The organism is Pedobacter sp., from assembly GCF_965249885.1.
Lineage (GTDB): Bacteria > Bacteroidota > Bacteroidia > Sphingobacteriales > Sphingobacteriaceae > Pedobacter.
Genome location: NZ_OZ252254.1, coordinates 3,129,851 through 3,150,922, shown reverse-complemented (window position 1 = coordinate 3,150,922; position 21,072 = coordinate 3,129,851). Strand labels below are relative to the sequence as shown.

20 protein-coding genes and 1 tRNA gene are annotated in these 21,072 nt (G+C 38.3%); 13 read left to right on the top strand and 8 right to left on the bottom strand.

The annotated features are described in order from the left end of the window. From ACY2A0_RS13430 to ACY2A0_RS13415, 4 genes are read right to left on the bottom strand one after another with little or no spacing between them, the layout of a single operon-like run. Positions 1-1,056: an ABC transporter permease gene (locus ACY2A0_RS13430; protein ID WP_461789995.1), complete on the bottom strand. Its 1,056-nt coding sequence runs from the start codon at positions 1,054-1,056 to the stop codon at positions 1-3. Next, positions 1,056-2,207 (bottom strand): BT_3928 family protein, encoded by a 1,152-nt coding sequence (locus ACY2A0_RS13425; protein WP_461789994.1) that lies wholly within the window; start codon positions 2,205-2,207, stop codon positions 1,056-1,058. Before ACY2A0_RS13425 ends, ACY2A0_RS13430 begins: the two co-directional genes overlap by 1 nt. Before the next feature lie 4 nt (positions 2,208-2,211). After that, on the bottom strand, positions 2,212-2,964 hold the full coding sequence (locus ACY2A0_RS13420; protein ID WP_461789993.1) for a phytanoyl-CoA dioxygenase family protein: 753 nt from the start codon (positions 2,962-2,964) through the stop codon (positions 2,212-2,214). A gap of 31 nt (positions 2,965-2,995) precedes the next feature. Next, complete coding sequence (locus tag ACY2A0_RS13415) at positions 2,996-3,538, bottom strand: DUF1599 domain-containing protein (RefSeq protein WP_461791574.1); 543 nt, start codon at positions 3,536-3,538, stop codon at positions 2,996-2,998. A gap of 59 nt (positions 3,539-3,597) precedes the next feature. On the opposite strand from ACY2A0_RS13415, the gene folP reads away from it, so the two are divergent. The 9 genes from folP to ACY2A0_RS13370 all read left to right on the top strand — a co-directional run bounded on the left by folP (position 3,598) and on the right by ACY2A0_RS13370 (position 13,932). Next, a complete protein-coding gene (folP, locus tag ACY2A0_RS13410) occupies positions 3,598-4,452 on the top strand; it encodes a dihydropteroate synthase (RefSeq protein WP_461789991.1) in 855 nt (284 codons plus the stop codon). Positions 4,453-4,636: 184 nt separating this feature from the next. After that, positions 4,637-5,419 carry a diadenylate cyclase CdaA gene (gene cdaA, locus ACY2A0_RS13405; protein WP_461789990.1) on the top strand — a complete coding sequence of 261 codons (783 nt, stop codon included), beginning with the start codon at positions 4,637-4,639 and terminating at the stop codon, positions 5,417-5,419. A gap of 302 nt (positions 5,420-5,721) precedes the next feature. After that, positions 5,722-8,214 (top strand): YfhO family protein, encoded by a 2,493-nt coding sequence (locus tag ACY2A0_RS13400; protein WP_461789989.1) that lies wholly within the window; start codon positions 5,722-5,724, stop codon positions 8,212-8,214. Between the two features lie 20 nt (positions 8,215-8,234). Beyond that, positions 8,235-8,308, top strand: a tRNA-Pro gene (locus ACY2A0_RS13395). 102 nt (positions 8,309-8,410) lie between these two features. Next, complete coding sequence (locus ACY2A0_RS13390; RefSeq protein ID WP_461789988.1) at positions 8,411-9,589, top strand: aminotransferase class V-fold PLP-dependent enzyme; 1,179 nt, start codon at positions 8,411-8,413, stop codon at positions 9,587-9,589. A gap of 155 nt (positions 9,590-9,744) precedes the next feature. Then, the gene (locus ACY2A0_RS13385) at positions 9,745-10,086 is read left to right on the top strand and encodes a hypothetical protein (protein WP_461789987.1); all 342 of its coding nucleotides are present in this window, start codon (positions 9,745-9,747) and stop codon (positions 10,084-10,086) included. 55 nt (positions 10,087-10,141) lie between these two features. After that, the gene (locus ACY2A0_RS13380) at positions 10,142-11,149 is read left to right on the top strand and encodes an ABC transporter transmembrane domain-containing protein (protein ID WP_461789986.1); all 1,008 of its coding nucleotides are present in this window, start codon (positions 10,142-10,144) and stop codon (positions 11,147-11,149) included. Continuing rightward, the gene (locus tag ACY2A0_RS13375; RefSeq protein WP_461789985.1) at positions 11,142-12,503 is read left to right on the top strand and encodes an HlyD family secretion protein; all 1,362 of its coding nucleotides are present in this window, start codon (positions 11,142-11,144) and stop codon (positions 12,501-12,503) included. The genes ACY2A0_RS13380 and ACY2A0_RS13375 overlap by 8 nt, the downstream gene beginning before the upstream one ends. Positions 12,504-12,513: 10 nt before the next feature. Then, complete coding sequence (locus tag ACY2A0_RS13370; RefSeq protein WP_461789984.1) at positions 12,514-13,932, top strand: TolC family protein; 1,419 nt, start codon at positions 12,514-12,516, stop codon at positions 13,930-13,932. 48 nt (positions 13,933-13,980) lie between these two features. Here the strand turns inward: ACY2A0_RS13370 and ACY2A0_RS13365 are convergent, their stop codons facing one another. After that, positions 13,981-14,391 (bottom strand): BrxA/BrxB family bacilliredoxin, encoded by a 411-nt coding sequence (locus tag ACY2A0_RS13365; protein ID WP_461789983.1) that lies wholly within the window; start codon positions 14,389-14,391, stop codon positions 13,981-13,983. Positions 14,392-14,556: 165 nt separating this feature from the next. Here ACY2A0_RS13365 and ACY2A0_RS13360 point away from each other — a divergent pair, with 165 nt between their 5' ends. Then, a complete protein-coding gene (locus tag ACY2A0_RS13360) occupies positions 14,557-15,393 on the top strand; it encodes a M23 family metallopeptidase (RefSeq protein ID WP_461789982.1) in 837 nt (278 codons plus the stop codon). Position 15,394: 1 nt separating this feature from the next. Continuing rightward, positions 15,395-15,787 carry a bactofilin family protein gene (locus tag ACY2A0_RS13355; RefSeq protein ID WP_461789981.1) on the top strand — a complete coding sequence of 131 codons (393 nt, stop codon included), beginning with the start codon at positions 15,395-15,397 and terminating at the stop codon, positions 15,785-15,787. 53 nt (positions 15,788-15,840) lie between these two features. Here the strand turns inward: ACY2A0_RS13355 and ACY2A0_RS13350 are convergent, their stop codons facing one another. Together ACY2A0_RS13350 and ACY2A0_RS13345 are read right to left on the bottom strand one after the other, a co-directional pair. Then, a complete protein-coding gene (locus ACY2A0_RS13350) occupies positions 15,841-16,299 on the bottom strand; it encodes a CCC motif membrane protein (RefSeq protein ID WP_461789980.1) in 459 nt (152 codons plus the stop codon). 1 nt (position 16,300) lies between these two features. Beyond that, positions 16,301-16,654, bottom strand: a complete 354-nt coding sequence (locus tag ACY2A0_RS13345; protein WP_461789979.1) for a DUF2752 domain-containing protein — start codon at positions 16,652-16,654, stop codon at positions 16,301-16,303. 121 nt (positions 16,655-16,775) lie between these two features. Between ACY2A0_RS13345 and ACY2A0_RS13340 the strand changes: the two genes are divergently transcribed. Then, complete coding sequence (locus tag ACY2A0_RS13340; protein ID WP_461789978.1) at positions 16,776-17,534, top strand: 3-keto-disaccharide hydrolase; 759 nt, start codon at positions 16,776-16,778, stop codon at positions 17,532-17,534. A 36-nt stretch (positions 17,535-17,570) separates the two neighbouring features. Here ACY2A0_RS13340 and ACY2A0_RS13335 read toward each other — a convergent pair whose 3' ends face one another. Further along, complete coding sequence (locus ACY2A0_RS13335; protein WP_461789977.1) at positions 17,571-19,244, bottom strand: alpha/beta fold hydrolase; 1,674 nt, start codon at positions 19,242-19,244, stop codon at positions 17,571-17,573. 335 nt (positions 19,245-19,579) lie between these two features. Between ACY2A0_RS13335 and ahcY the strand changes: the two genes are divergently transcribed. Then, positions 19,580-20,896, top strand: coding sequence for an adenosylhomocysteinase (ahcY, locus tag ACY2A0_RS13330; protein WP_461789976.1), 1,317 nt, complete (start codon positions 19,580-19,582; stop codon positions 20,894-20,896). Positions 20,897-21,072: the final 176 nt, after the last annotated feature.

Below are 21,072 nucleotides of genomic sequence, written 5' to 3'. Positions count from 1 at the left end.
TTAAGCTAATTTAACCCTAGGGTCTATCCAAGCGTACAATAAATCTACTAAGATATTTACCACCACAAAAACAAAAGCGATAAATAAAATAGATCCCATCACTACCGGAAAATCCGACATTTCCAACGCATGGACTGTTGTACGTCCCAAACCATTATAGCCAAAAATATATTCTACAAAAAATGAACCTGCCAGCAGAGAGGCAAACCAACCTGAAATAGCTGTAATTACTGGATTAAGCGCATTTTTCAGGGCATGTTTATAAATAATCGTTTTACGAGATAGCCCTTTAGCTTTAGCTGTGCGAATGTAATCTTGAGATAGTACATCCAACATTGCACTGCGGGTGAGCTGCACAATAATAGCCAACGGGCGCAAACCCAGCGTGATCATTGGCAGCCATAGATTCCGAAGCGTAATGATTTCGCCTTTAAATGGATCGTAACTATACAAACTACCGCTCATGTTCAAACCAGTATAATCCGCCAATACAAATCCAAATAACCAGGCGATAATAATACCGGCAAAAAATGCAGGAGCAGAAATCCCTAAAATGGCAAACATATTGGCAGCCTTATCAATCCAAGTGCCTTTGTAAACTGAGGAAAGGACTCCCAAAAACACGCCAATAATTGTGGCAAAAATCATCGCTGTTAAAGCCAAAACAAAAGTGTTAGGCACCGTTTCGGCTAGCACAGTAGTCACATCTCTTTTAGTTTGGTAAGACCTACGCAGATAAGGCATCTTTAGCACCCAAACGTCATCACCAGTGGCAAAAAGCTTGTTATAATGGTATTTGTCTTCATTCTCTTTGGTATTTTGATGAACGCTAATTGGCGATAAATCATTTACATACAAGAAAAACTGCACTGGCTTAGACTTATCCAAACCAAACTCCTTACGCACAGCTTCTAGCGATTGCACATCTGAGCGTTGTCCCATCGTCATACGGGCAGGATCACCAGGAAGGATATTAAATAACACAAAAACCACAGCAACTACACCTGCCATTACCGCCAGTCCGTACAATAGTTTTTTAAGTGCGTAGATAGCCATTATTTACCGAAATATTTTGCTGTAAGTTCATCAAATGAGGGCAAGCTGTGGTAATGCCATTTATTTACGATGGTACCATTTTTAAGCAATAACACACCCGGATTAGCTCTCACCATACTTTTTAAAGGTACAGCATCCGCATAAAAAACCTCCATAAAAAGTTTCATTCGTTTACTGAATTTCTCTGCATCCTGCGCCGAGTTTGAAGTAAGCAACACGGTACGGATGTTGAATTGCTCGGTAGCGTTTAGCGCCAAAGCATTCATTTTTGCTATAGCATCTTCATTAGTTTCATTTAAATTATAAGCTACGATCACCAAATTATAATAAGGATTTTCCACAATTTCTTTGGTGTAATCAGTACCTGAAGCATCTGTAATCAATAAATCTTTGATCTTAACTTCGTATCCTTTTTTTATTAGCTTACGCGATGGGGATCCGGTAACTTCCCAATTCTCGTCTTTCCAAACTTCTTTCGACATGTACTCTTTGTCGCTCATGGTTTTGGTTTCTCCCGTTTTCTTATTCTTCAAATCGTACATGATAAGATACTCATCTACCGGTGCTCCCTCTGGTATCTTCATATTTTCAGGAATATTTGAACCCACTTTATAAGGAAGAAAATCGATAATGGGCAAATAGTTGTAGGTAAACGTTCCAAATAGTAGAGATGCCGTAAAAACAGCGGCAAACAAAGCGCTCTGAACACCCGGCTTTTCAGTTACAGGCTTAATAAGATCTTTATTGATATAGATGAAAATGATGAGTATCAGCAACACAATGTCTTTACTGAACGATTGCCAAGGCGTAAGAGGAATGGCATCACCGAAACAACCGCAAGAAGTTACCACTTTAAAAGCCGCAGAAACAAAAGTTAAAAACGTAAAGAAAATAATAGTGGCTAGCAATCCTTTAACTACAAAATTGCGGAAAATCCCGAGTAGCAATAAGGCTCCGAAAACAATTTCTAACACACAAAGCAGCACAGCAATGCCCGTAGCCCAACCATTTAAAAAACTGAGGTGAAAAACTTCGAAATACTCTTGAAGTTTATACCCAAAACCAAGCGGGTCATTTGCTTTGATCAGTCCTGAAAAAATAAACAGGATGCCAACAAACCATTTTGAAAATTGAAAAAGCGCTTTTCTCATATTGTTAATTATAATAAAGTCTCTCCGACCAATGAATTGCTTGCGGCAACTCTACGTCAGAAAATTCAATGTGTATCACTCTTCTTTTTTGTCCGTTTGTAGTTCGGCTTGAGCTATGTAATATCAAAGGTTTCATTAGCATTACACCACCTTTTTCAACTTCGCATACCACCTCCTGCTCCTTATCCCAATCTATACTTTCTGGCCTATAAATCCCTTTAAGATGTGAATACGGTATTACTCTTAGAGCGCCATTATCGCTTGAGGTGTCATCGAGATGAATTCTTACGGTAAAATTTCTTTCAAGTAAAGCTAATGGTGGCTGCACCGAAAACTGCTTGTGCTTAACAGTCCATGGTCCAAAATCGTCAAGTTCAACTTTTTTATCTACCGAAATAGTTAAGTCTTGATGGTAGGCTACATACCAATTCGACTTTTCAGGCTTATCAAAATAAATACTTTTAATTACGAAGGCCTTTCCATTTCCTATCTCATCAACTAACTTCTTTAAATTAGCATTAAAAATAAGCTCTATTATTTCCGGGATTTCTTTTAAAAACTGCCTAATCGCAAATAAATCGTCAGATTTCCGGAATGTAGGCCTGTCGGTATTCGCTCTATTAATCAAGCTTAGTATTTGATTCAATTCCCGTTCATCATAAATACCATTTACTGAAGAAAAACCGCTTTCATTTAGCTCAGCAATTTTTACTGCAAAACTCTGTTTTTCAGTATGTATAGGACAGTTACCTTTCAATTTTTACTTTTGACTTTTTACTTTAAACTTCCTACCCAACTCCCAATTTTATCAAGGCAAATACCGCATAGTTCAACATATCTTGATAATTCGCTTTGATTCCTTCCGAAGCCAAAGTTTGCCCATCATTATCTTCAATTTGCTTCACTCTTAAAATTTTCATTAAAATCAGATCGGTTAATGAGCTTATGCGCATGTCACGCCAAGCCTCACCGTAGTCATGGTTTTTTGCCGACATTAAATCCTTTGTTTCCTGCACACGTTCATCATAATAAGCTTCTGTAACATCTACAGGCAATTCGTTGGGTTCGTTCTCATCTAACTCCAACTGTAAAATAGCCATCACACAATAATTAATAATTCCGGTATATTCCGAGGTAACATCCTCCCCTACTTTCGAAACTTTTTTCTCCTCTAAAGTTCTAATGCGCTGCGCTTTAATGAAAATTTGATCGGTGATAGATGAGGGACGTAAAATACGCCAAGCCGTACCGTAATCTTTTGTTTTCTTTATAAAAAGCGATTTGCAAACCGCTATGACCTGATCGTATTCTAAAGATGTATTTGCTGCCAAAACAATTAAAATATTTAATGTTTAGCCAATAATAGGCTATTTTTGTTTGATATAAACTGATGGCTAAAGATACATTTTTAAACCGAAAACATACGCTAAACTGCAAAGGCAAATTGATTGATCTCAGTGAGCCTGCAGTAATGGCTATACTTAATATCACCCCTGACTCGTTCTACGGTGCTAGTCGTGCCCAAAGCATTGAACAGGCATTACACAAGACAGAAATCTTCTTAAAACAAGGCGCTAAATTTATTGATGTTGGCGCCTATTCTTCTCGCCCTAGCGCTACCGATGTTAATGAAAACGAAGAAATAGAACGATTAATTCCTGTAGTTAGCGCCATTAGCAACACCTTTCCTGAAGCAATAATTTCAGTAGACACATTTAGGGCAAAAGTAGCAGAGGAAGGCATCAAAGCGGGTGCGCATATCGTTAACGACATTGCAGCTGGAAATTTAGATGAAAAAATGTTCGAAACGGTAGCTAAGCTGCAGGTTCCATACATCATGATGCACATGCAAGGCACGCCGCAAACCATGCAACAAAATCCAACTTATGAAAATGTGAGCAAAGAGGTTTTCGCCTACTTTAGCGAAAAAATAAACACCTTACAAAACTTAGGGGTGAAGGATATTGTGTTGGATCCCGGATTTGGTTTCGCAAAAACTTTGGAACACAACTACCAACTTTTAAAAGATTTGCAACTGCTCAGTTTTTTTGAACTGCCTATACTGGTTGGCGTTTCTAGAAAATCGATGATCACAAAGGCGCTCGATATCAAAACTGAAGATGCTTTAAATGGAACCACTGTACTTAATACTGCCGCCTTACTCAAAGGAGCGAATATTTTACGTGTCCACGATGTAAAGGAAGCGGTTGAATGTGTAAAGCTGGTTAGTCGGTTGGTTGGTTAGTTTTTTGGTTGTTTGGTTGTTTGGTTTTTTAGTTTTTTAGTTTGGTTAATTGGTTAACTGATTATTGATTTATTGGTTATTATTTATTTCACCCACCCCCTACTAACAACAATAACTTATCCCTAACTCCTAATCCCTAATCCCTGATACCTAACAACTAAAAAAATTACTATCTTGTACAGCAATGAAGATTGACTTTCTAAACATTACTTGGATAAATGCCATTGACATCGCTTTAGTAGCGATACTCATCTACTACATTTATAGCTTAATTCGTAATACACTTGCCGTAAATTTAGTGCTAGGCATGGTCATCATCGTGTTGGTGTACTATATTGTTAAAGGCTTGCACATGGAGCTTTTGGAAGCGATCATCAACAAATTCATGAGCATTGGCATATTGGCTTTGGTGATTATTTTCCAACCCGAAATCAGAAGGTTTTTATTACATCTGGGGAAATCCACCTTCCTACAAAAGAATAAAGCTTGGTGGGGCTATCTGTTCGGGAACAAAAGTGCAGAGCAAGACAATCTTTTACGTATTAAACCAATTATTGATGCCTGTAAAAGCATGAAAAAATCTCGTACTGGCGCCCTAATGGTTTTTGTTAAGTACTACGATGATGAATTTTTCACGAACAGCTGCGAAGTCATAGACAGTAAAATTTCAAAGCGATTACTGGAAAGTATCTTTCAAAAACACAGCCCTTTACACGATGGCGCAGTAGTGATCTCAGAAAATAAAATAAAAAGTGCCAGCTGTATCTTACCACTTACTGATAACAATAAACTTCCGGCTCAATTTGGTTTACGACACCGAGCTGGCATTGGCGTATCAGAAGCTACAGATGCCGTTGCAGTAATCATCTCTGAAGAAACTGGGGAAATTGCTTACGCCAAACAAGGTCGCGTACGTATGAACGTTTCTTTCGGCGAGTTGGAAAAGTTGTTGAACAAGGATTTTTAAGGACCTAAGTCCAATAAGGTTGTAAAGCTGGAATGAACTTTTCATCCCGAATTTACTTCGAAATCGTAATGTTTCAAAGTAAAAGGAATCTTATATCGGTTTAAGTTCTCATTTTTATGCGAAAACTTAAGATGAAAAAGAACTGCATAAACTTTGGCTTCAGAAACTTTTTCTTTCTAATCTGTGCCAAATTTCTATTTTTGGGCTGAGTTAAAATTTAACATAAAATATCCATGTATCCAAAGTACAAATAATGGCAACATGGCTATTCCAATGGCAATTAAAAATATCATTAACCACATATGAATAATTGGTTCAATAAAAATGGCATCCATTTAGCCATTCTAGCAGCTTTTGTTGTTATCTGTTTTGTTTATTTCAGTCCTGTTTTGCAAGGTAAAGCACCTGCACAAAGTGATGTGATACAGTCGAAAGCCATGCAAAAAGAGATCATGGAGTACAAGGAGAAGGATGGAAAAGGACCTCTTTGGACAAACCAAATGTTTGGCGGTATGCCAGCTTACCAAATTTGGGTGGAGTACGCCTACAACGGCGCCACTTACGGAATTGCTTTAATAACTAAAGCCTTACCCAATCCTGTAGGTACTGTATTATTGTTATTAGTTGGCGCATATTTCCTATTTATTACGCTAAAAGTTAACCCTTGGTTGGCCGCCGCAGGAGCCATTGCCTTTGCATTTACCACCTATAACTTTGTATTAATTGCAACAGGACATAGCAACAAAGCATTAGCTATTGGCTTTTTTGCACCAATTATTGCCAGTATTTTAATGACCTTGAGAGGTCGTTATCTGCTTGGAGCAAGCTTAACTGCACTTTTCCTAGCTTTAGAAATTAGAGCTAACCACGTTCAAATGACCTACTACTTGTTCCTTGCTTTGTTAATTTTAGTTGGGATAGAGTTGTATCAAGCGTATAAAAACAAAACCTTACCTGGCTTCGGAAAGTCAATTGGTTATTTAGCAGGTGCCGTATTGTTGGCAGTAACTATTAATGCTAGTTTGTTATGGACTACCTCTGAATATGCAGGCGAAACTAACCGCGGCAAATCAAACTTAACTGCTGATAACAGCAATAAAGAAAAAGCTGGAATGAGCAAAGATTATGCTTACGCTTGGAGTCAGGGCGTTGGCGAATCATTCACTTTTTTAATTCCAAATTTATATGGTGGTGCTACCGGAATAGATGAATTGGTAAAACCAGAAAGCCATTTATATAAAGCAGTATCCGAGAATTTCTCAGGTGGTGACCCTGCACAAACTACGCAGGTAATTCAGCAATTGGCAGGTAGCTTTAACATGCAAGAATATTGGGGCGAGAAACCAGGCACATCTGGTGGATATTATTTCGGAGCCATTGTTTGTTTCTTGTACATATTCGGCTTATTTATCGTTAAAAGCCGTTTAAAATGGTGGACTTTAGCGGTTACCGTTCTATTCATGTTGCTTTCGTTCGGTAAAAACTTCCCATTAATATCTGATTTATTTTACGATTACTTCCCTCTTTACAACAAGTTCAGGGCGGTTGAATCTATTTTAGCTGTAGTTGGGTTGATGGTTCCTCTGTTGGCGTTCTTGGCTTTAAAGGAAGCTCAGGAGAGCAAGCTAGAGCAAAAAGAATTGGTAAAAAAACTGACCATTTCTGCAGCCATTACTGGTGGCTTTGCGCTAATTGTTGCCATAATACCAACGCTGTTTTTCAGCTTTAAAACGAGCAATCATGCTGAAATAGTTCAGGCATTAACGCAAGCTTTACAAAATAATGCATCTGCTGCTCAAAAATTAACCAATGCCTTAATAGAAGATCGTGCTGCTATTGCCCGTGCAGATGCTTTCAGAGCATTCCTATTTATCGTGATTGGTTATGCAATTGTTTGGGCATTCATCACTAAAAAGTTAAATGCGCAACTGGCATTTGGCTTATTAGCGTTTGCCGTATTGCTTGACATGTGGCAGGTAGACCGTAAATATTTAAACAACAAAAACTTCGAAAGTAAATCTGCCTTAACTAATTATTTCCAACCTAGAGATGTAGATAATTTCATTGCTGGTGACAAGGATTATTTTAGGGTTTACGATCAATCAATCAACACATTTAGTGATGCAAGCACTTCTAACTTCCACAAAACTGTAGGTGGTTACCACGCAGCAAAATTGAAAAGATTTGATGAGCTGATCCAACATCAGTTTAGTAAAGCAGTAAATCAAGATGTACTAGATATGCTAAACACCAGATATTTCATTACTCAAGATCCTCAAAGTGGCTCGTACAAAATGAGCAGAAATGCGACAGCTTTGGGCAATGCTTGGATCGTGAAAGGTGTACAATTTGTTAAAAATTCAGATGAAGAGATGAGCGCAATCAGTAGTTTTGACCCTAAAAATGAAGCTATTGTTGACGAACGTTATAAATCTTTAATCAACGATAAAAATTTAGGTGCTGATCCTACGGCATTTATTAAGCTAGAGAAATATCATCCTGACCATATGGAATATAGCTATAGCGCACCACGTGATGTAGTTGCTGTATTCTCAGAAGTTTACTACGATAAAGGTTGGAACATGTACATTGATGGTGAGCAAAAACCTTATTTCCGTGCCGATTATATTTTACGTGCGGCCCAGCTTCCTGCTGGTAACCACAAAATAGAATTTAAGTTTGAGCCTAAATCTTATTACACAGGAGAGAAAATATCATTAGCTGGAACCGTATTATTATTGCTTTGCTTAGGTTTTGCTGGTTATAGCGAAACCAAAAAGAAAAAAGTAGCTTAAAATTTTGTGCCTAGCACTATCGGGATGTAGCGCAGTCCGGTAGCGTACTAGCATGGGGTGCTAGTGGTCGCTGGTTCGAATCCAGTCATCCCGACAAACAAAAGCCTTTAGTGTTAGCTAAAGGCTTTTGACGTTAATAACCTTTTGAACCCACTAAATTCTTAAGTAAATTGTACATTTAAGTAAATCATACTTTATGCAAATTAACCAAATTAGAAAAGACACTTTAGGTTGCCATGACAAGACTTTCTTAAACAGTGCTGGGGCATCTTTAATGCCAAAAAGCGTTGTCCAAAAACAAATGGAATACCTCAAATTAGAGGAAGAGTTTGGAGGATATCATGTAGCAAGTCAACAAGCTGCTGCTTTAAACGAGTTTTACATTGAGACCGCAAAGCTAATTAATTGTAAGCCACAAAATATAGCCTTTGCTACCAACGCCACCGATGCTTATGCAAAGGCATTATCCAGCATTCCGTTTAAACCCGGCGATAGCATTATTACTACTGATGACGATTACATTTCCAATCAGATTGCTTTCTTATCACTACAAAAAAGGTTAAATCTGAAAATTCATCGCATTAAAAAGTTAGCTAATCAAGACCTAGATTTAGACCATTTCCTACAACTAATTAAAAAGCATCAGCCTAAATTAGTGGCAGTAACACATATTCCTTCGAATTCAGGTTTAATCCAAAATGTGGAAGAAATTGGTAAAATCTGTAAGCAAAATGGAATTCTGTATTTAGTTGACGCTTGCCAGTCTGTTGGCCAATTGCTTGTTGACACCCAAAAAATTTCCTGCGACTTCCTAACGGCTACTGGCAGAAAATTTTTAAGAGGGCCACGAGGCACAGGATTTCTTTATGTTTCTGACAATGCCTTATCTAAAGGCTTAGCTCCATTGTTACTAGATATGAGTGGTGCCCGTTGGACAACACCAAACACCTATGAGTTGGGCGATGATGCGAAGCGCTTTGAAATCTGGGAAAGATCATGTGCGTCCGTTGTCGGTTTAACTGAAGCGATACGCTACGCAAATAGCATTGGAATGGGCAATATAGAAGCATACAACAGAAATCTGAGCTCCCAATTGCGGAACATGCTTCAGCAAAATAGTAATTTAGAAATACTCGATAAAGGCCATAATCTAGCAAGCATCGTCACTTTTCACCATCGCAATGTATCATTACAGGCATTGCAAGAAATGCTATCCAAAAATAACATTTACTATTCTGTAAGTTTTAAAGCGGGTGCATTAATAGATTTTGGCGAAAAAAATGTAGACTGGGCAATTAGGTTTTCACCGCACTATTTCAACACGCTTACGGAAATGGAAGTTGTCACTGACTTGTTGTCAGGAATTACTATTTAATTTAATCAAGATAAACACGATTTTATAAATTACTATTACACTTTCTAATCTTATTTTAATACTTCAATCATGTTTTTGTAAAATCAATTTTTTGTTAAAGCATATTGGCCTTAAGATTGTTAGCAATCATCAAACAGCATTTATCTTTGCAAACCATGATTGCGTTGTTTAAAAACAAGATTTCCATTTACCTCTTTAGCGCCTTGCTGTTTTTCAGCTTTGCGGTAAAAACTAGCGTTTGTTTAGGCAAACAATGGTCAGTTGTTTTTATAGATACCGACGATGAACATCCAAACGAAGAAGAAAATCAAGGTAAAAAAGATAATAAATCATTGAGGATGGTACGCAAGGCTTGGTACTTTCAATGGCCAGAGAACCATACTTATTTTACTAAGGAGCCAGCAACTTGGGAGGCACACAACAGCGTTTATTTACTTGCTATCATTTCCGAGCCGCTCATTCCCATTATTACGCAACCACCTGAGTTTGTAACATAATTAACGTTACAACAATATATCATTCCCATTATATCTACTTTATTTATAATCTTTTATGAAAAAGAAATATGCCGAATCGGCTTTAAAGCCTTGGCAGCGCCTAGTTGCGATATTGCATTTTGAGCGATCATCGATCAACTACATTTTATTTTACGCCATACTCATTGGTTTGCTAGGCTTATCGCTACCCCTTGGTACTACAGCCATATTTAACTTATTGAGTAACGGTTCTATGTACAGCTCCACCTATATTTTAATTGCGGTGGTACTTTTAGGTATTTTAATTGGTGGCTTACTTCTAATTGGTCAGCTCACTTTAGTGGAACTGGTAGAGCAAAAAATATTTGCACGCACATCCTTAGAGTTTGCTTATCGTTTACCACGCATTAAAAAATCTGAACTTGAGGGCGAACATCCACCCGAATTGGTCAATCGTTTTTTCGGTATACTTACCATTCAAAAAGGTTTAACTAAGCTGGTGGTTGAAATAGTTGCAGCGGCTGTATTAATTGTATTCAGCGCCATTTTGCTTTCTTTTTACCATCCGGTGTACATGGCTTTTGGTATTTTTATTATGATAGCCTTACCTTTTGTAGTAGCACTTTACTACAAGGAAGCTGTTAAAACAAGCTTAAAGGAATCTAGCCATAAATATCAAGTAGTCGCCTATTTGGAAGAAGTAGCAGGAAATCTGGACAGCTATCGTGGAAATGAGGCGAAGATGAAGGAAGCGATGGATATCACAGATGAAATTACTTCCAATTACCTTAAATCACGTACCAACCACTTTCGAATTTTACGCAAGTTTTTCGCCAGTTCCATCATCATCCGTACCATACTAATGGGCGCTTTGCTATTAATGGGTTCCTATTTTGTAATTGAAAGACAAATGACCTTCGGACAATTTGTTGCTGCTGAAGTAATTGTAGTGCAAATTAGTTATGCTGTAGAGAAAATTATGACCAGCATGAATACCATTTTTGACATGGTAACGGCTGCGGAGAAATTGGCTGTAGTAACGGATTTAGATTTAAACGAGGGAGAGGAGGCTAATCATGGCTAACTATACACCAGTAGATCATAAAAAAAATTGGGAGAACTTGGCAGAAAAGTCGCAAGCTTCCCTACTGCGAATAGATAAAATTTTATTGTTGCAACGCATCATACTTTTCATGTGTGTGCTGTTCGTCATCATCTTGTTTTTACCTTGGCGACAAACCATCCCAGGACGTGGTACTGTTACGGCGCTAACGCCCGAAGATAGACCGCAAACTATACAAAACCAAATTGGTGGACGTATCGAACGTTGGTACGTAAGTGAAGGCCAAGAGGTGAAAAAGGGAGATACCATTTTAACGATTTCTGAGATCAGTCAGTCGTATTTTGACCCTAATTTACCTGTTAGATTGCAGGAGCAATTGTCAGCCAAACAGGGCAGCGAAGAAGCTGCAAGACAAAAAATGCGTGCTACGCAAGCACAAATTGAAGCATTGAACCGAGGGGTAAAACTGCAGTTGGTTGCTGCCGAAAATAAAGTCAAACAAAGTATCAATCAGGTGAAGACAGATAGTGCCGACTTGGTAGCCGTAAAACAATTGTACGCCATCAGTTTGGCTAGGCTAGAGCGCTATGAGAAAGGTTTCAAAGATGGCTTGTTCTCTTTAACAGATATCGAAAGTAGAAGGTTAAGCGTACAAAACGACAACGCTAAGGTAATCTCCCAAGAAAATAAGTTAAATACATCCAGACAGGCTTTATTGAACGCCCGTATTGATTTGGACAATACCAGAGTGAAGTACCAAGAAAGCGTAGCAAAAGCACAATCGGATATGGGAACGGCCCTATCAGGACAGGCAACAGCACAAGGCGATATTGCCAAACTGCGCAATGAGATTGCCAATATCGATTTCAGGCGTGGTTTGTATGTGGTTAGAGCGCCTCAAAATGGTTACATCATCAAAACCTTAAAAGCCGGACTTGGCGAAACCATTAAAGATGGCGAATCAGTAGCTACACTTCAGCCTAAAAATCCACAGGTAGCTGCGGAAATTTATGTTAACGCCATGGATGTGCCATTAATTGAAGGCAACAACGGTGTCCGATTGCAATTTGAAGGTTGGCCGTCGGTACAGTTTTCAGGATGGCCATCAGTTGCGGTAGGTACTTTTGCCGGAAGCGTATTTTCTATCGATAAAATGGCAAGCCCCAACGGAACTTACCGCGTATTGGTGCGCCAAACATTACCCGTACCAAAAGCTGATGAACCTTGGCCAGTACAATTAAGGCAAGGTTCGGGTGTATATGGAAGGGTGATTTTAAACTCAGTGCCGGTTTGGTACGAGATATGGCGACAGCTGAATGGCTTCCCTCCTAGTCTAGAAAAAGAACCAAAAGGTGATGCAACACAGGCGAAATAGCGGAAGAGTTATGAGGTTATCATGGATAATGACGATGCTGTTGTGTTTCCAAATTGGTTATGCACAGCCAAAAGTAGATACGGCCAATGTTTTTTTACTAAAAGATTTACAGGAAATCGTTTTCCGTAACCACCCTGTGGTAAAACAAGCGGCGCTACTTAGCGAAACTGCTCGTGCCAACGTAATGCAATCACTAGGTTTTTTCGATCCTTCTTTAAAAGCGGGTTTCGACAGAAAAATGTTTGGAGAAAATGAATATTATAACCGCTGGACTAGTGAGCTAAAAGTGCCACTATGGTTAGCCGGCGCCGATTTAAAAGTAGGTTACGATAGAAACGTAGGTGAATTTACCAACCCCGAAACGCAAACTTCAACAGCTGGATTGGGCGCTGTTGGCATCAGTATTCCTTTAGGTCAGGGCTTGTTGATTGATTCAAGAAGAAATACCCTGAGGCAAGCAAAAGTAATGGTAAATTATGCGGAGGCAGAAAGAGTAAAACAAATTAACACCGTTTGGTACAATATTGCGAAAGATTATTGGAATTGGTATTTTACTTATCATCAATTTCAGTTGGTGAACGAAGGTTTAGATTTGGCCCAAAAAAGATTCAAGGCAATCAGTCAGCAGACTTCTTTGGGAGATAAGGCAAGTATTGATTCTGTAGAAGCTGCTATTACGGTACAAGATCGCCAAATACAATTCGAAAAAACCAAAATTGACCTGTTAAATGCCCGGTTAACACTATCTAACCATTTATGGGGAGATAATGCACAACCTTTGGAGCTACCCGCTACAGCAAAGCCGCCTCAGCGAATTGAAGTAGTAGAGCAGCCAAATCAGTTGGTACTTGATTCCCTACTTAATTTCGCAGAACAACAACACCCTGAAATCGTGAAATTGCGTACCAAAGGCAGTCAACTGGAGATAGAAAGACAGTATAGAAGTGAAATGCTAAAACCTAAACTGAACATTGGCGGTTCTTTGCTTACCAATAGGCGCTGGTTCAATAGCGATGTACCTTCTTACTACGATTTTAACTGGGGCAATTACAAAGTAGGTTTCGAATTTGCATTTCCATTATTTTTAAGGAAAGAACGAGGAAAGCTAAAAGAAGTGAAGCTAAAACAATTGGAAGTAGCTTATGATTTGCAGCAATCTAACCGAGAAATTAAAAATGCGGTAACGGCAAGTTATAATAGTTTAGCAGCCTACACCCAGCAGTTGGCTACGCAGGTGAAAAGCATTGCAAATCAAGAAATATTGCTCAAAGGAGAAACTTCTAAATTCAGCTTGGGGGAAAGTACCTTGTTTTTAATCAACGCTAGGGAAACCAAACTGATCGATATGAAAATTAAAAGGGAGGAAATGGTTTCATCTTACCAAAAAACTTTGGCAGAATTGTATTATAAAGCGGGAAGCAGATTATAAAAAAAGGACAATGCGTATGGCATTGTCCTTTTTTGCTTTTAATAGTTACTAGCAATATTGCTCAAAAGCACCAACTAGGTTTTCAGCAATCATTTGTGCCGGACGACCTTCGATTTGGTGACGCTCAATCATGTGTACCAATTTACCATCTTTGAACAAAGCCATAGCTGGCGAAGATGGTGGGAAAGGCATCATAAATGCTCTTGCTCTGTCAACAGCATCTTTTTCCATGCCTGCAAACACAGTTACCAATTTATCTGGATGTTTAGCGTTAGCAGCCGCTAGTTTTGCAGCTGGACGAGCATTGGCAGCAGCGCAACCGCAAACAGAATTAACTACCACAAAAACGGTTCCTTCGCTTTTGATTGCTTGATCAACCTCTTCGGCTGTTGTCAATTCTTCAAAACCAGCGTTGGTTAACTCGGCACGCATTGGCGCAACTAAATATTCTGGATACATATCTATTTTTTAAAAATCAAGGCACAAAAATAATGAATTTGTATAGTTTTTCAACTTTCCATCGTTCTAATAAGCAGTTTTAACAATACAATGATATTATCGCTATGCGTTATATATTACTGAAAATCATATATTTGTTTACCAACCAAACTAAAAATATAACCTATGTCTATGAAGAAGGATAAGACAACTATCGTCTTCCTTGATAAAAACCAACATTACGCCAAGCCGTTTCAGGTCAAAACATTTTATGTTAAGCATTGGAAAAAGTTTGTAACCGCACTTTTTTTAACACTTTGCGGCTTAATAGGTATCATTATGCATTTGGTAAAAGCTAAGGCTGAAATGCAATTATCTAACCAAAAGCTTGCGTTATTGCTTGAAAAACACCAGAACGAGGTGATCCAAATGGACACATCAGCTATTAAAAAGCACTACTTGGCTATTGATGAAAAACTGAAAACCATTAATAAATATCTGAAAGCTAGAGGCTTAAAACCTATGCCCGCAAACCAAGGTGGCACTGAAGATAATGAGTTAGGAAGCACCGAAGAAATAGGTACATTTTATGATGAATATTTGAACCGGATGATTAGACTAGTTGGCTTTACACCAATGGGTTACCCTCATAAAGGTCGCATCAGTTCCACTTACGGGCACAGAGAAAATCCTTTTACTGGTGAGAATATAGAAAGCCACAAAGGCCTGGATATCAAAGGAAATTATGGCGAAATTGTAAAAACTACCGCGAATGGTACCGTAAAATTTGCGAGCAGAAGAGGTGGTTACGGCAACTGTGTCATCATTAACCATGGCAATGGCTTTGAAACCTATTACGGACATTTGTCAAAAATTGTGGTGAGAGAAGGACAGAAAGTTAATGCCGGTCAAATTATTGGCAATATTGGCTCTACAGGGCGTTCAACCGGCCCACATTTACATTATGAAGTACATAGAAACGGAAAAATTGTCAACCCAAAAACTTACTTAAGCCTAGAATAACATGTTTAAAAAAAAGGAAACTAAATCTTTAAATCTCAACCAGCAAGAAATATCTACATTAATTGGTTATGGCTATGAAATTACTGGCGAAATCAATGGTACTTCCATTATCCGAATCGATGGAAAAGTAACCGGTAATGTAACAACGGAAGGCGGACTGATTTTAGGCGACAAAGGCATAATTACTGGCAATATCAAAACCAAATCGGCCATTATTTACGGCACGGTAACGGGTAATGTACAGGCAATGCAGCTAGAAATAAAAAAAACTGGCGTGGTAAATGGTGATATCAAAACGGAGACACTCGAGATTGAGTTAGGAGCGCAGTACAATGGCAAATTAGAGATGAAACAACTGATCAAAGCCGAGGATAAAGCATTAAAAGCAGTGTAAGTGAAAGAAGCCCCGAAAAAATCGAGGCTTCCAACAATATCTATGGGCTTAAATTAGCGATTTTGCATTTCCATAATTAAGTCCTTCATCGCCTCTTGATTTCTTAAAACATCAAATCCAAAGGTGACAATGATGATAACGCATGCAATTAGCGTGATAGCACTTAATACCAAACCAATAATGGCGCAAATCCTACCTGCTCTTAAGTTTTTGTAAGAACTTTCTGTATACATGCCTACGTTAGCTAGGTACAATCTTGTATCTTTATTTCCTAACACTATGGCAATGATTCCTAAAATCAAACTTATTATGCCATAGAAACAACAGCATGTTACTATGGATAAAATACCCATCACCAATACTGCAGTAGCATTAGGCAATGGCAATTGCATACCTTCGTAGCCAAAGTTCCCTCCTTTTGGCGGAAACGCATTACCTTCAAAAGGTTGCTTAGCAAACGGCTGTCCTTGATCTGGATTTTGTGGCACTTGGCCTTCTTGTTCTTCTGACATTTTAAATAATTTGTAGGTGATAAACTTTATAAATATAATTAATTATGATAATTGAGGAAACAAAAATGTACATTAGTTTGAGTACAAATGCACCATTTTTAAAGTCGAACTTTAGGTGAAGCAACATATAGACCAACAAAGCAATAAACGGCAAGGTAGCGGGATAAAACTTTAATGACTGCCCCAGGTTACCTTTAAGCAAAGCGATAAATGAACGCTGAAACCCACAGCCAGGACAATCCAACCCCGTCAAACTTTTAAACGGGCAGGTGAGCAGGTGCTTTTCCAACCAATGGATCATTCCACTGGCTTCCGTGAATATCAATAAAAACATTACGGTAAATATTCCTCTCATGAGGGCTAAAATATAAAATACTTGTCAATCGTGATGATATAAACGTCAATTTATTGGCGAAGAGCGATGATTTTGAAACTGTATCAAAAATCAATAGCTTTAGCATTAAAATTTTACACGTATGAAAAAAATCTTTTTAATCGCATTATCATTAATCACTTTACAAACTTGGGCACAAAAACCTGAAGACACTGAAGTTTATCAGCCCGTGCCACCAAAAGTGAATACAGCAAAACCATTTTCTGATGCACCTTCCGACGCCATCATCCTTTTCGATGGGAAAAATTTAGATCAGTGGGTATCTGTAAAGGACAAAACCAAACCCGCACAATGGACAGTTGCCAATGGCGCATTTACTGTTAAAAAAGGCACTGGAAATATCGAAACCAAAAAATCTTTTTTAAATTACCAACTGCATTTGGAGTGGAAAATTCCAGCAAACATTACGGGAAAAGGTCAAGCTAGAGGTAATAGCGGCTTGTTTTTGGCTTCAACCGGCGGCGGAGATGATGGCTACGAACTTCAAATTCTAGACAATTATAATAACGACACTTATGTTAACGGACAAGCGGGCAGTATCTACAAACAGTTTGTGCCATTGGCTAACGCCAATAAAAAACCTGGAGAGTGGCAAACTTACGATGTAATTTGGACTGCTCCTACTTTCAATACTGATGGATCTGTTAAAACTCCAGCAAGGGTAACCGTTTTATTTAATGGTGTTTTAGTACAAAACAATGCAGTGCTTACTGGCCCAACGCAGTACATTGGTGCCCCATCTTATAAAAAAGCTCATGGTGCTTGCCCTATTAAACTACAGGATCACGGTGACCCAAGTGAACCCATCAGCTTTAGGAATATTTGGATAAGAGAGCTATAAAGCTAAACCTGTGATTGGCTAATAGGAACTGTTAGCTTATTTTACCGACACATCCTTTAGAAAATCAACGATGGTTTGATTAAGTTGACGAGATTGCTCGAAAGGAACATAGTGCGTGGCATTAGGAATGATTTCAAGTTTCGCACCACTAATTTGTTCTGCGATAAATCGTGTATGCTCAGGCTTAATCACATCATCGCTACCAGCAATAACCAACACCGGATTTTGGATCAGTTTTAATTGCGCCGCTTTGATATTAGGGTGTTCCAGCATTAACCTAATTAGTCTACTATTTTTCTGGCTATCCGTTTCCAGTTGCTTTTTAAACACAGCAATCAAACTATCCTTTACTCCAGAAGGATTGAGATTTGCACCAATGGTTACTACTTTTTTCACCATCTCTGGATACATCAGATTAAAGCTCAAAGCGGTATTTCCACCATCGCTCCAACCTATAATGTTTACCTTTTTAAGTCCAAGTTCAGCAGTAACTCGGTATAAGTCTTTAGCAAATTCATCGTAACTGTATGGATCAGTAGAAAGGTCAGTACTCCTTCCCTGCCCCCTTGTATCTATTGCAATCACCTTGAAATGTTTGGCTAAACTCGGAATCTGCAGATAAAAATCAGCGATGCTACCATTATTACCATGAAGCAAAAGTAGCGGCTCGCCCTCACCATACTCCTCAGTATAAATCTTTGCATTTCCTACATCGATGAATTTACCCTTTTTATTCCGTCCATAGCCACTTTTTGCTGCAGCTTCCCTATGCTGATAAAAATCGACTAACATTTTCATTTCAGGTGTATTTTCAGTTTCTTTTTCCGTAGGAGTTTTCGGCTTTTTACCATCCTTACTATACTTTAATTCTAGGTTAGCGATAAAAGTTCCCGCGTAGCTCTCCCAAGTTCCCTGGCTTTGGTAACGGAATAGCAAATCTTTCGACAAGGTCTTTTTAGCAGAGATACCGAATATAAAATTGTTGGCACTATCAACCTGATGTGCTACTAATTGTAACGTTACTGCTACTTTAGTCAGTCCATTAAAGCTCAACAGATAAGGTGAAAGATCAATGTGTTGCCAGCCTGTAGTAGTAGCCCGATACGTAATGTTTTGACGGAGTAAACTAGTATCTGGCAGATTATTTTTTACGGCATACAAATTTAACTTTAAGGTGATAGCAGTAAATTTAGAACTGGGTATAATATAGAAATTATAGGCCTTCAGCACGCTTTGATCGTAAATTTCAAAGATATTACCCTGTTCTACGCTCGGGACATTCTGATCGAACATTTTTGAAAAAGTAATCATAGGACGAGATTGCTGTCCCACTGTTTTATCCTTAAGCTTAGTGCCTTTTATAACCAATTCGGGGATCTCAAAAATCTTCTCTTTAAGCGTTATAGCCTCACCGTCTTTAAGCATACTTATTTCTTTGGGAGATAGTTGCTTATCTACAAACCCTACCGCACTGAAAATTAAATTATGGCCACTCACACTGTCGGGAATAGAAAGTTTGAAACGACCATTTTCGTCGGCTACGGTAGCTACGTTTTTATTTCTAATTCCGATAGAGCAATAGGAAACGGGACGCTGTTGAGTATCTTTAACTACGCCACTTATGAGTTTTTGAGCGTTTACGTTAAAAACAGAGATTAACAAATTAGTAGTAAAAATTAGGCATTTAAGTTGAAGAATCGCATTTTTCATACTTGCAAGACGACACCGTTTCAAAAAAGGTTGCAAGAGCTTTTTTATCATAGACGATTTTTGATGGCGTTAACTTTAATGGTAATTCTTAAGACAGTTATTCGCACAGCCGCCGTTACTACCGAAATGACATACAAAAGCATATTTCTATTTTTATGTCTAGTAAATAAGAGGGCCGATTCATAGATAAACTCAATAAATCACCTAATTCATTAGCGATCTATACATCAACATATTAGCAAAAACCATCATAAATTTGTAAAGCAAAATATATTAAATTGTTATTGATAAAGGCATCACGTAACTTTGCAGTATAAATTTAAAACAAAAACAATATGTCATCAGTAGAGACAACTTACGTACCTTACAAAGTTAAGGACATTTCACTGGCGGAATGGGGCCGCAAAGAGATCGAATTAGCAGAGGCTGAAATGCCGGGCTTAATGTCATTAAGAAAAGAATTTGGTCCAACAAAACCCCTAAAAGGAGCTAGAATTGCAGGATGTTTGCACATGACTATCCAAACTGCAGTTTTAATCGAAACATTGGTAGAGCTTGGTGCTGAGGTTACTTGGTCATCATGCAACATCTTTTCTACTCAAGATCACGCTGCTGCTGCTATTGCTGCTGCTGGCATTCAGGTTTATGCTTGGAAAGGCTTAAACGAAGAAGAATTTGATTGGTGCATTGAGCAAACTTTACATTTTGGCCCTGACCAACAACCATTGAACATGATTTTAGACGATGGCGGCGATTTAACTAACATGGTATTTGATAAATATCCTGAGTTAATTGCTGGAATCAGAGGTTTATCTGAAGAAACCACCACAGGTGTACACCGTTTGTATGAGCGTATGAAAAACGGCACATTGCACTTACCTGCAATTAACGTTAACGACTCGGTTACTAAATCTAAATTTGATAATAAATACGGTTGCCGCGAATCATTAGTAGATGCGATCCGTCGTGCTACAGACGTAATGATGGCTGGTAAAGTAGCTGTTGTTGCTGGTTATGGTGATGTGGGTAAAGGTTCTGCTGCTTCATTAAGTTCACAAGGTGTACGTGTAATTGTAACTGAAATCGATCCAATTTGTGCTTTACAAGCTGCAATGGAAGGTTACGAAGTGAAAAAATTCGCTAATGCGGTTAAGGAAGCTGATATCGTAGTAACTACTACAGGTAACTGCGACATCGTTCGTGGCGAGCACTTTAAAAGCATGAAAGACAAAGCTATCGTTTGTAACATCGGTCACTTCGACAATGAAATTGATATGGCTTGGTTGAACCAAAATTATGGTCACACTAAAGTGGAGATTAAACCACAAGTTGATAAATATACGATCGATGGTAAAGATGTTATCGTTTTAGCGGAAGGTCGTTTAGTTAACTTAGGTTGTGCAACTGGTCACCCAAGTTTTGTAATGAGTAACTCGTTTACTAACCAAACTTTGGCACAATTAGAGCTTTGGACTAACGCTGCTGCTTACGAAAACAAGGTTTACGTTTTACCTAAACACTTGGACGAAAAAGTGGCTCGTTTACACTTAGAAAAAATTGGTGTTGAGTTGGATGTTTTGGATCCTCACCAAGCAGAATACATTGGTGTAGCTGTTGAAGGTCCGTTTAAACCAGAAGCCTACAGATACTAATTTAAGCTGAAAGCGAACAATTTAAGGCCCTAAAGGCATTTAGATTTTTTTTATAAATGAAAGGATGTACAAATTGTGCATCCTTTTTTTATTTTCTCACATTAACAACCGCTCAATTTCATCTTTTTAAAAATGATTATTTATTGACAAAATAATCATATCTTACAACCAAATTC

Coding starts and splice junctions, on each gene's coding strand:
- ACY2A0_RS13430 (WP_461789995.1), bottom strand. CDS start 1,056: ATGGCTATCTACGCACTTAAAAAACTATTGTACGGACTGGCGGTAATG.
- ACY2A0_RS13425 (WP_461789994.1), bottom strand. CDS start 2,207: ATGAGAAAAGCGCTTTTTCAATTTTCAAAATGGTTTGTTGGCATCCTG.
- folP (WP_461789991.1), top strand. CDS start 3,598: ATGGCTAAAGATACATTTTTAAACCGAAAACATACGCTAAACTGCAAA.
- cdaA (WP_461789990.1), top strand. CDS start 4,637: ATGAAGATTGACTTTCTAAACATTACTTGGATAAATGCCATTGACATC.
- ACY2A0_RS13400 (WP_461789989.1), top strand. CDS start 5,722: ATGAATAATTGGTTCAATAAAAATGGCATCCATTTAGCCATTCTAGCA.
- ACY2A0_RS13390 (WP_461789988.1), top strand. CDS start 8,411: ATGCAAATTAACCAAATTAGAAAAGACACTTTAGGTTGCCATGACAAG.
- ACY2A0_RS13385 (WP_461789987.1), top strand. CDS start 9,745: ATGATTGCGTTGTTTAAAAACAAGATTTCCATTTACCTCTTTAGCGCC.
- ACY2A0_RS13380 (WP_461789986.1), top strand. CDS start 10,142: ATGAAAAAGAAATATGCCGAATCGGCTTTAAAGCCTTGGCAGCGCCTA.
- ACY2A0_RS13375 (WP_461789985.1), top strand. CDS start 11,142: ATGGCTAACTATACACCAGTAGATCATAAAAAAAATTGGGAGAACTTG.
- ACY2A0_RS13370 (WP_461789984.1), top strand. CDS start 12,514: ATGAGGTTATCATGGATAATGACGATGCTGTTGTGTTTCCAAATTGGT.
- ACY2A0_RS13365 (WP_461789983.1), bottom strand. CDS start 14,391: ATGTATCCAGAATATTTAGTTGCGCCAATGCGTGCCGAGTTAACCAAC.
- ACY2A0_RS13360 (WP_461789982.1), top strand. CDS start 14,557: ATGTCTATGAAGAAGGATAAGACAACTATCGTCTTCCTTGATAAAAAC.
- ACY2A0_RS13355 (WP_461789981.1), top strand. CDS start 15,395: ATGTTTAAAAAAAAGGAAACTAAATCTTTAAATCTCAACCAGCAAGAA.
- ACY2A0_RS13350 (WP_461789980.1), bottom strand. CDS start 16,299: ATGTCAGAAGAACAAGAAGGCCAAGTGCCACAAAATCCAGATCAAGGA.
- ACY2A0_RS13345 (WP_461789979.1), bottom strand. CDS start 16,654: ATGAGAGGAATATTTACCGTAATGTTTTTATTGATATTCACGGAAGCC.
- ACY2A0_RS13340 (WP_461789978.1), top strand. CDS start 16,776: ATGAAAAAAATCTTTTTAATCGCATTATCATTAATCACTTTACAAACT.
- ACY2A0_RS13335 (WP_461789977.1), bottom strand. CDS start 19,244: ATGAAAAATGCGATTCTTCAACTTAAATGCCTAATTTTTACTACTAAT.
- ahcY (WP_461789976.1), top strand. CDS start 19,580: ATGTCATCAGTAGAGACAACTTACGTACCTTACAAAGTTAAGGACATT.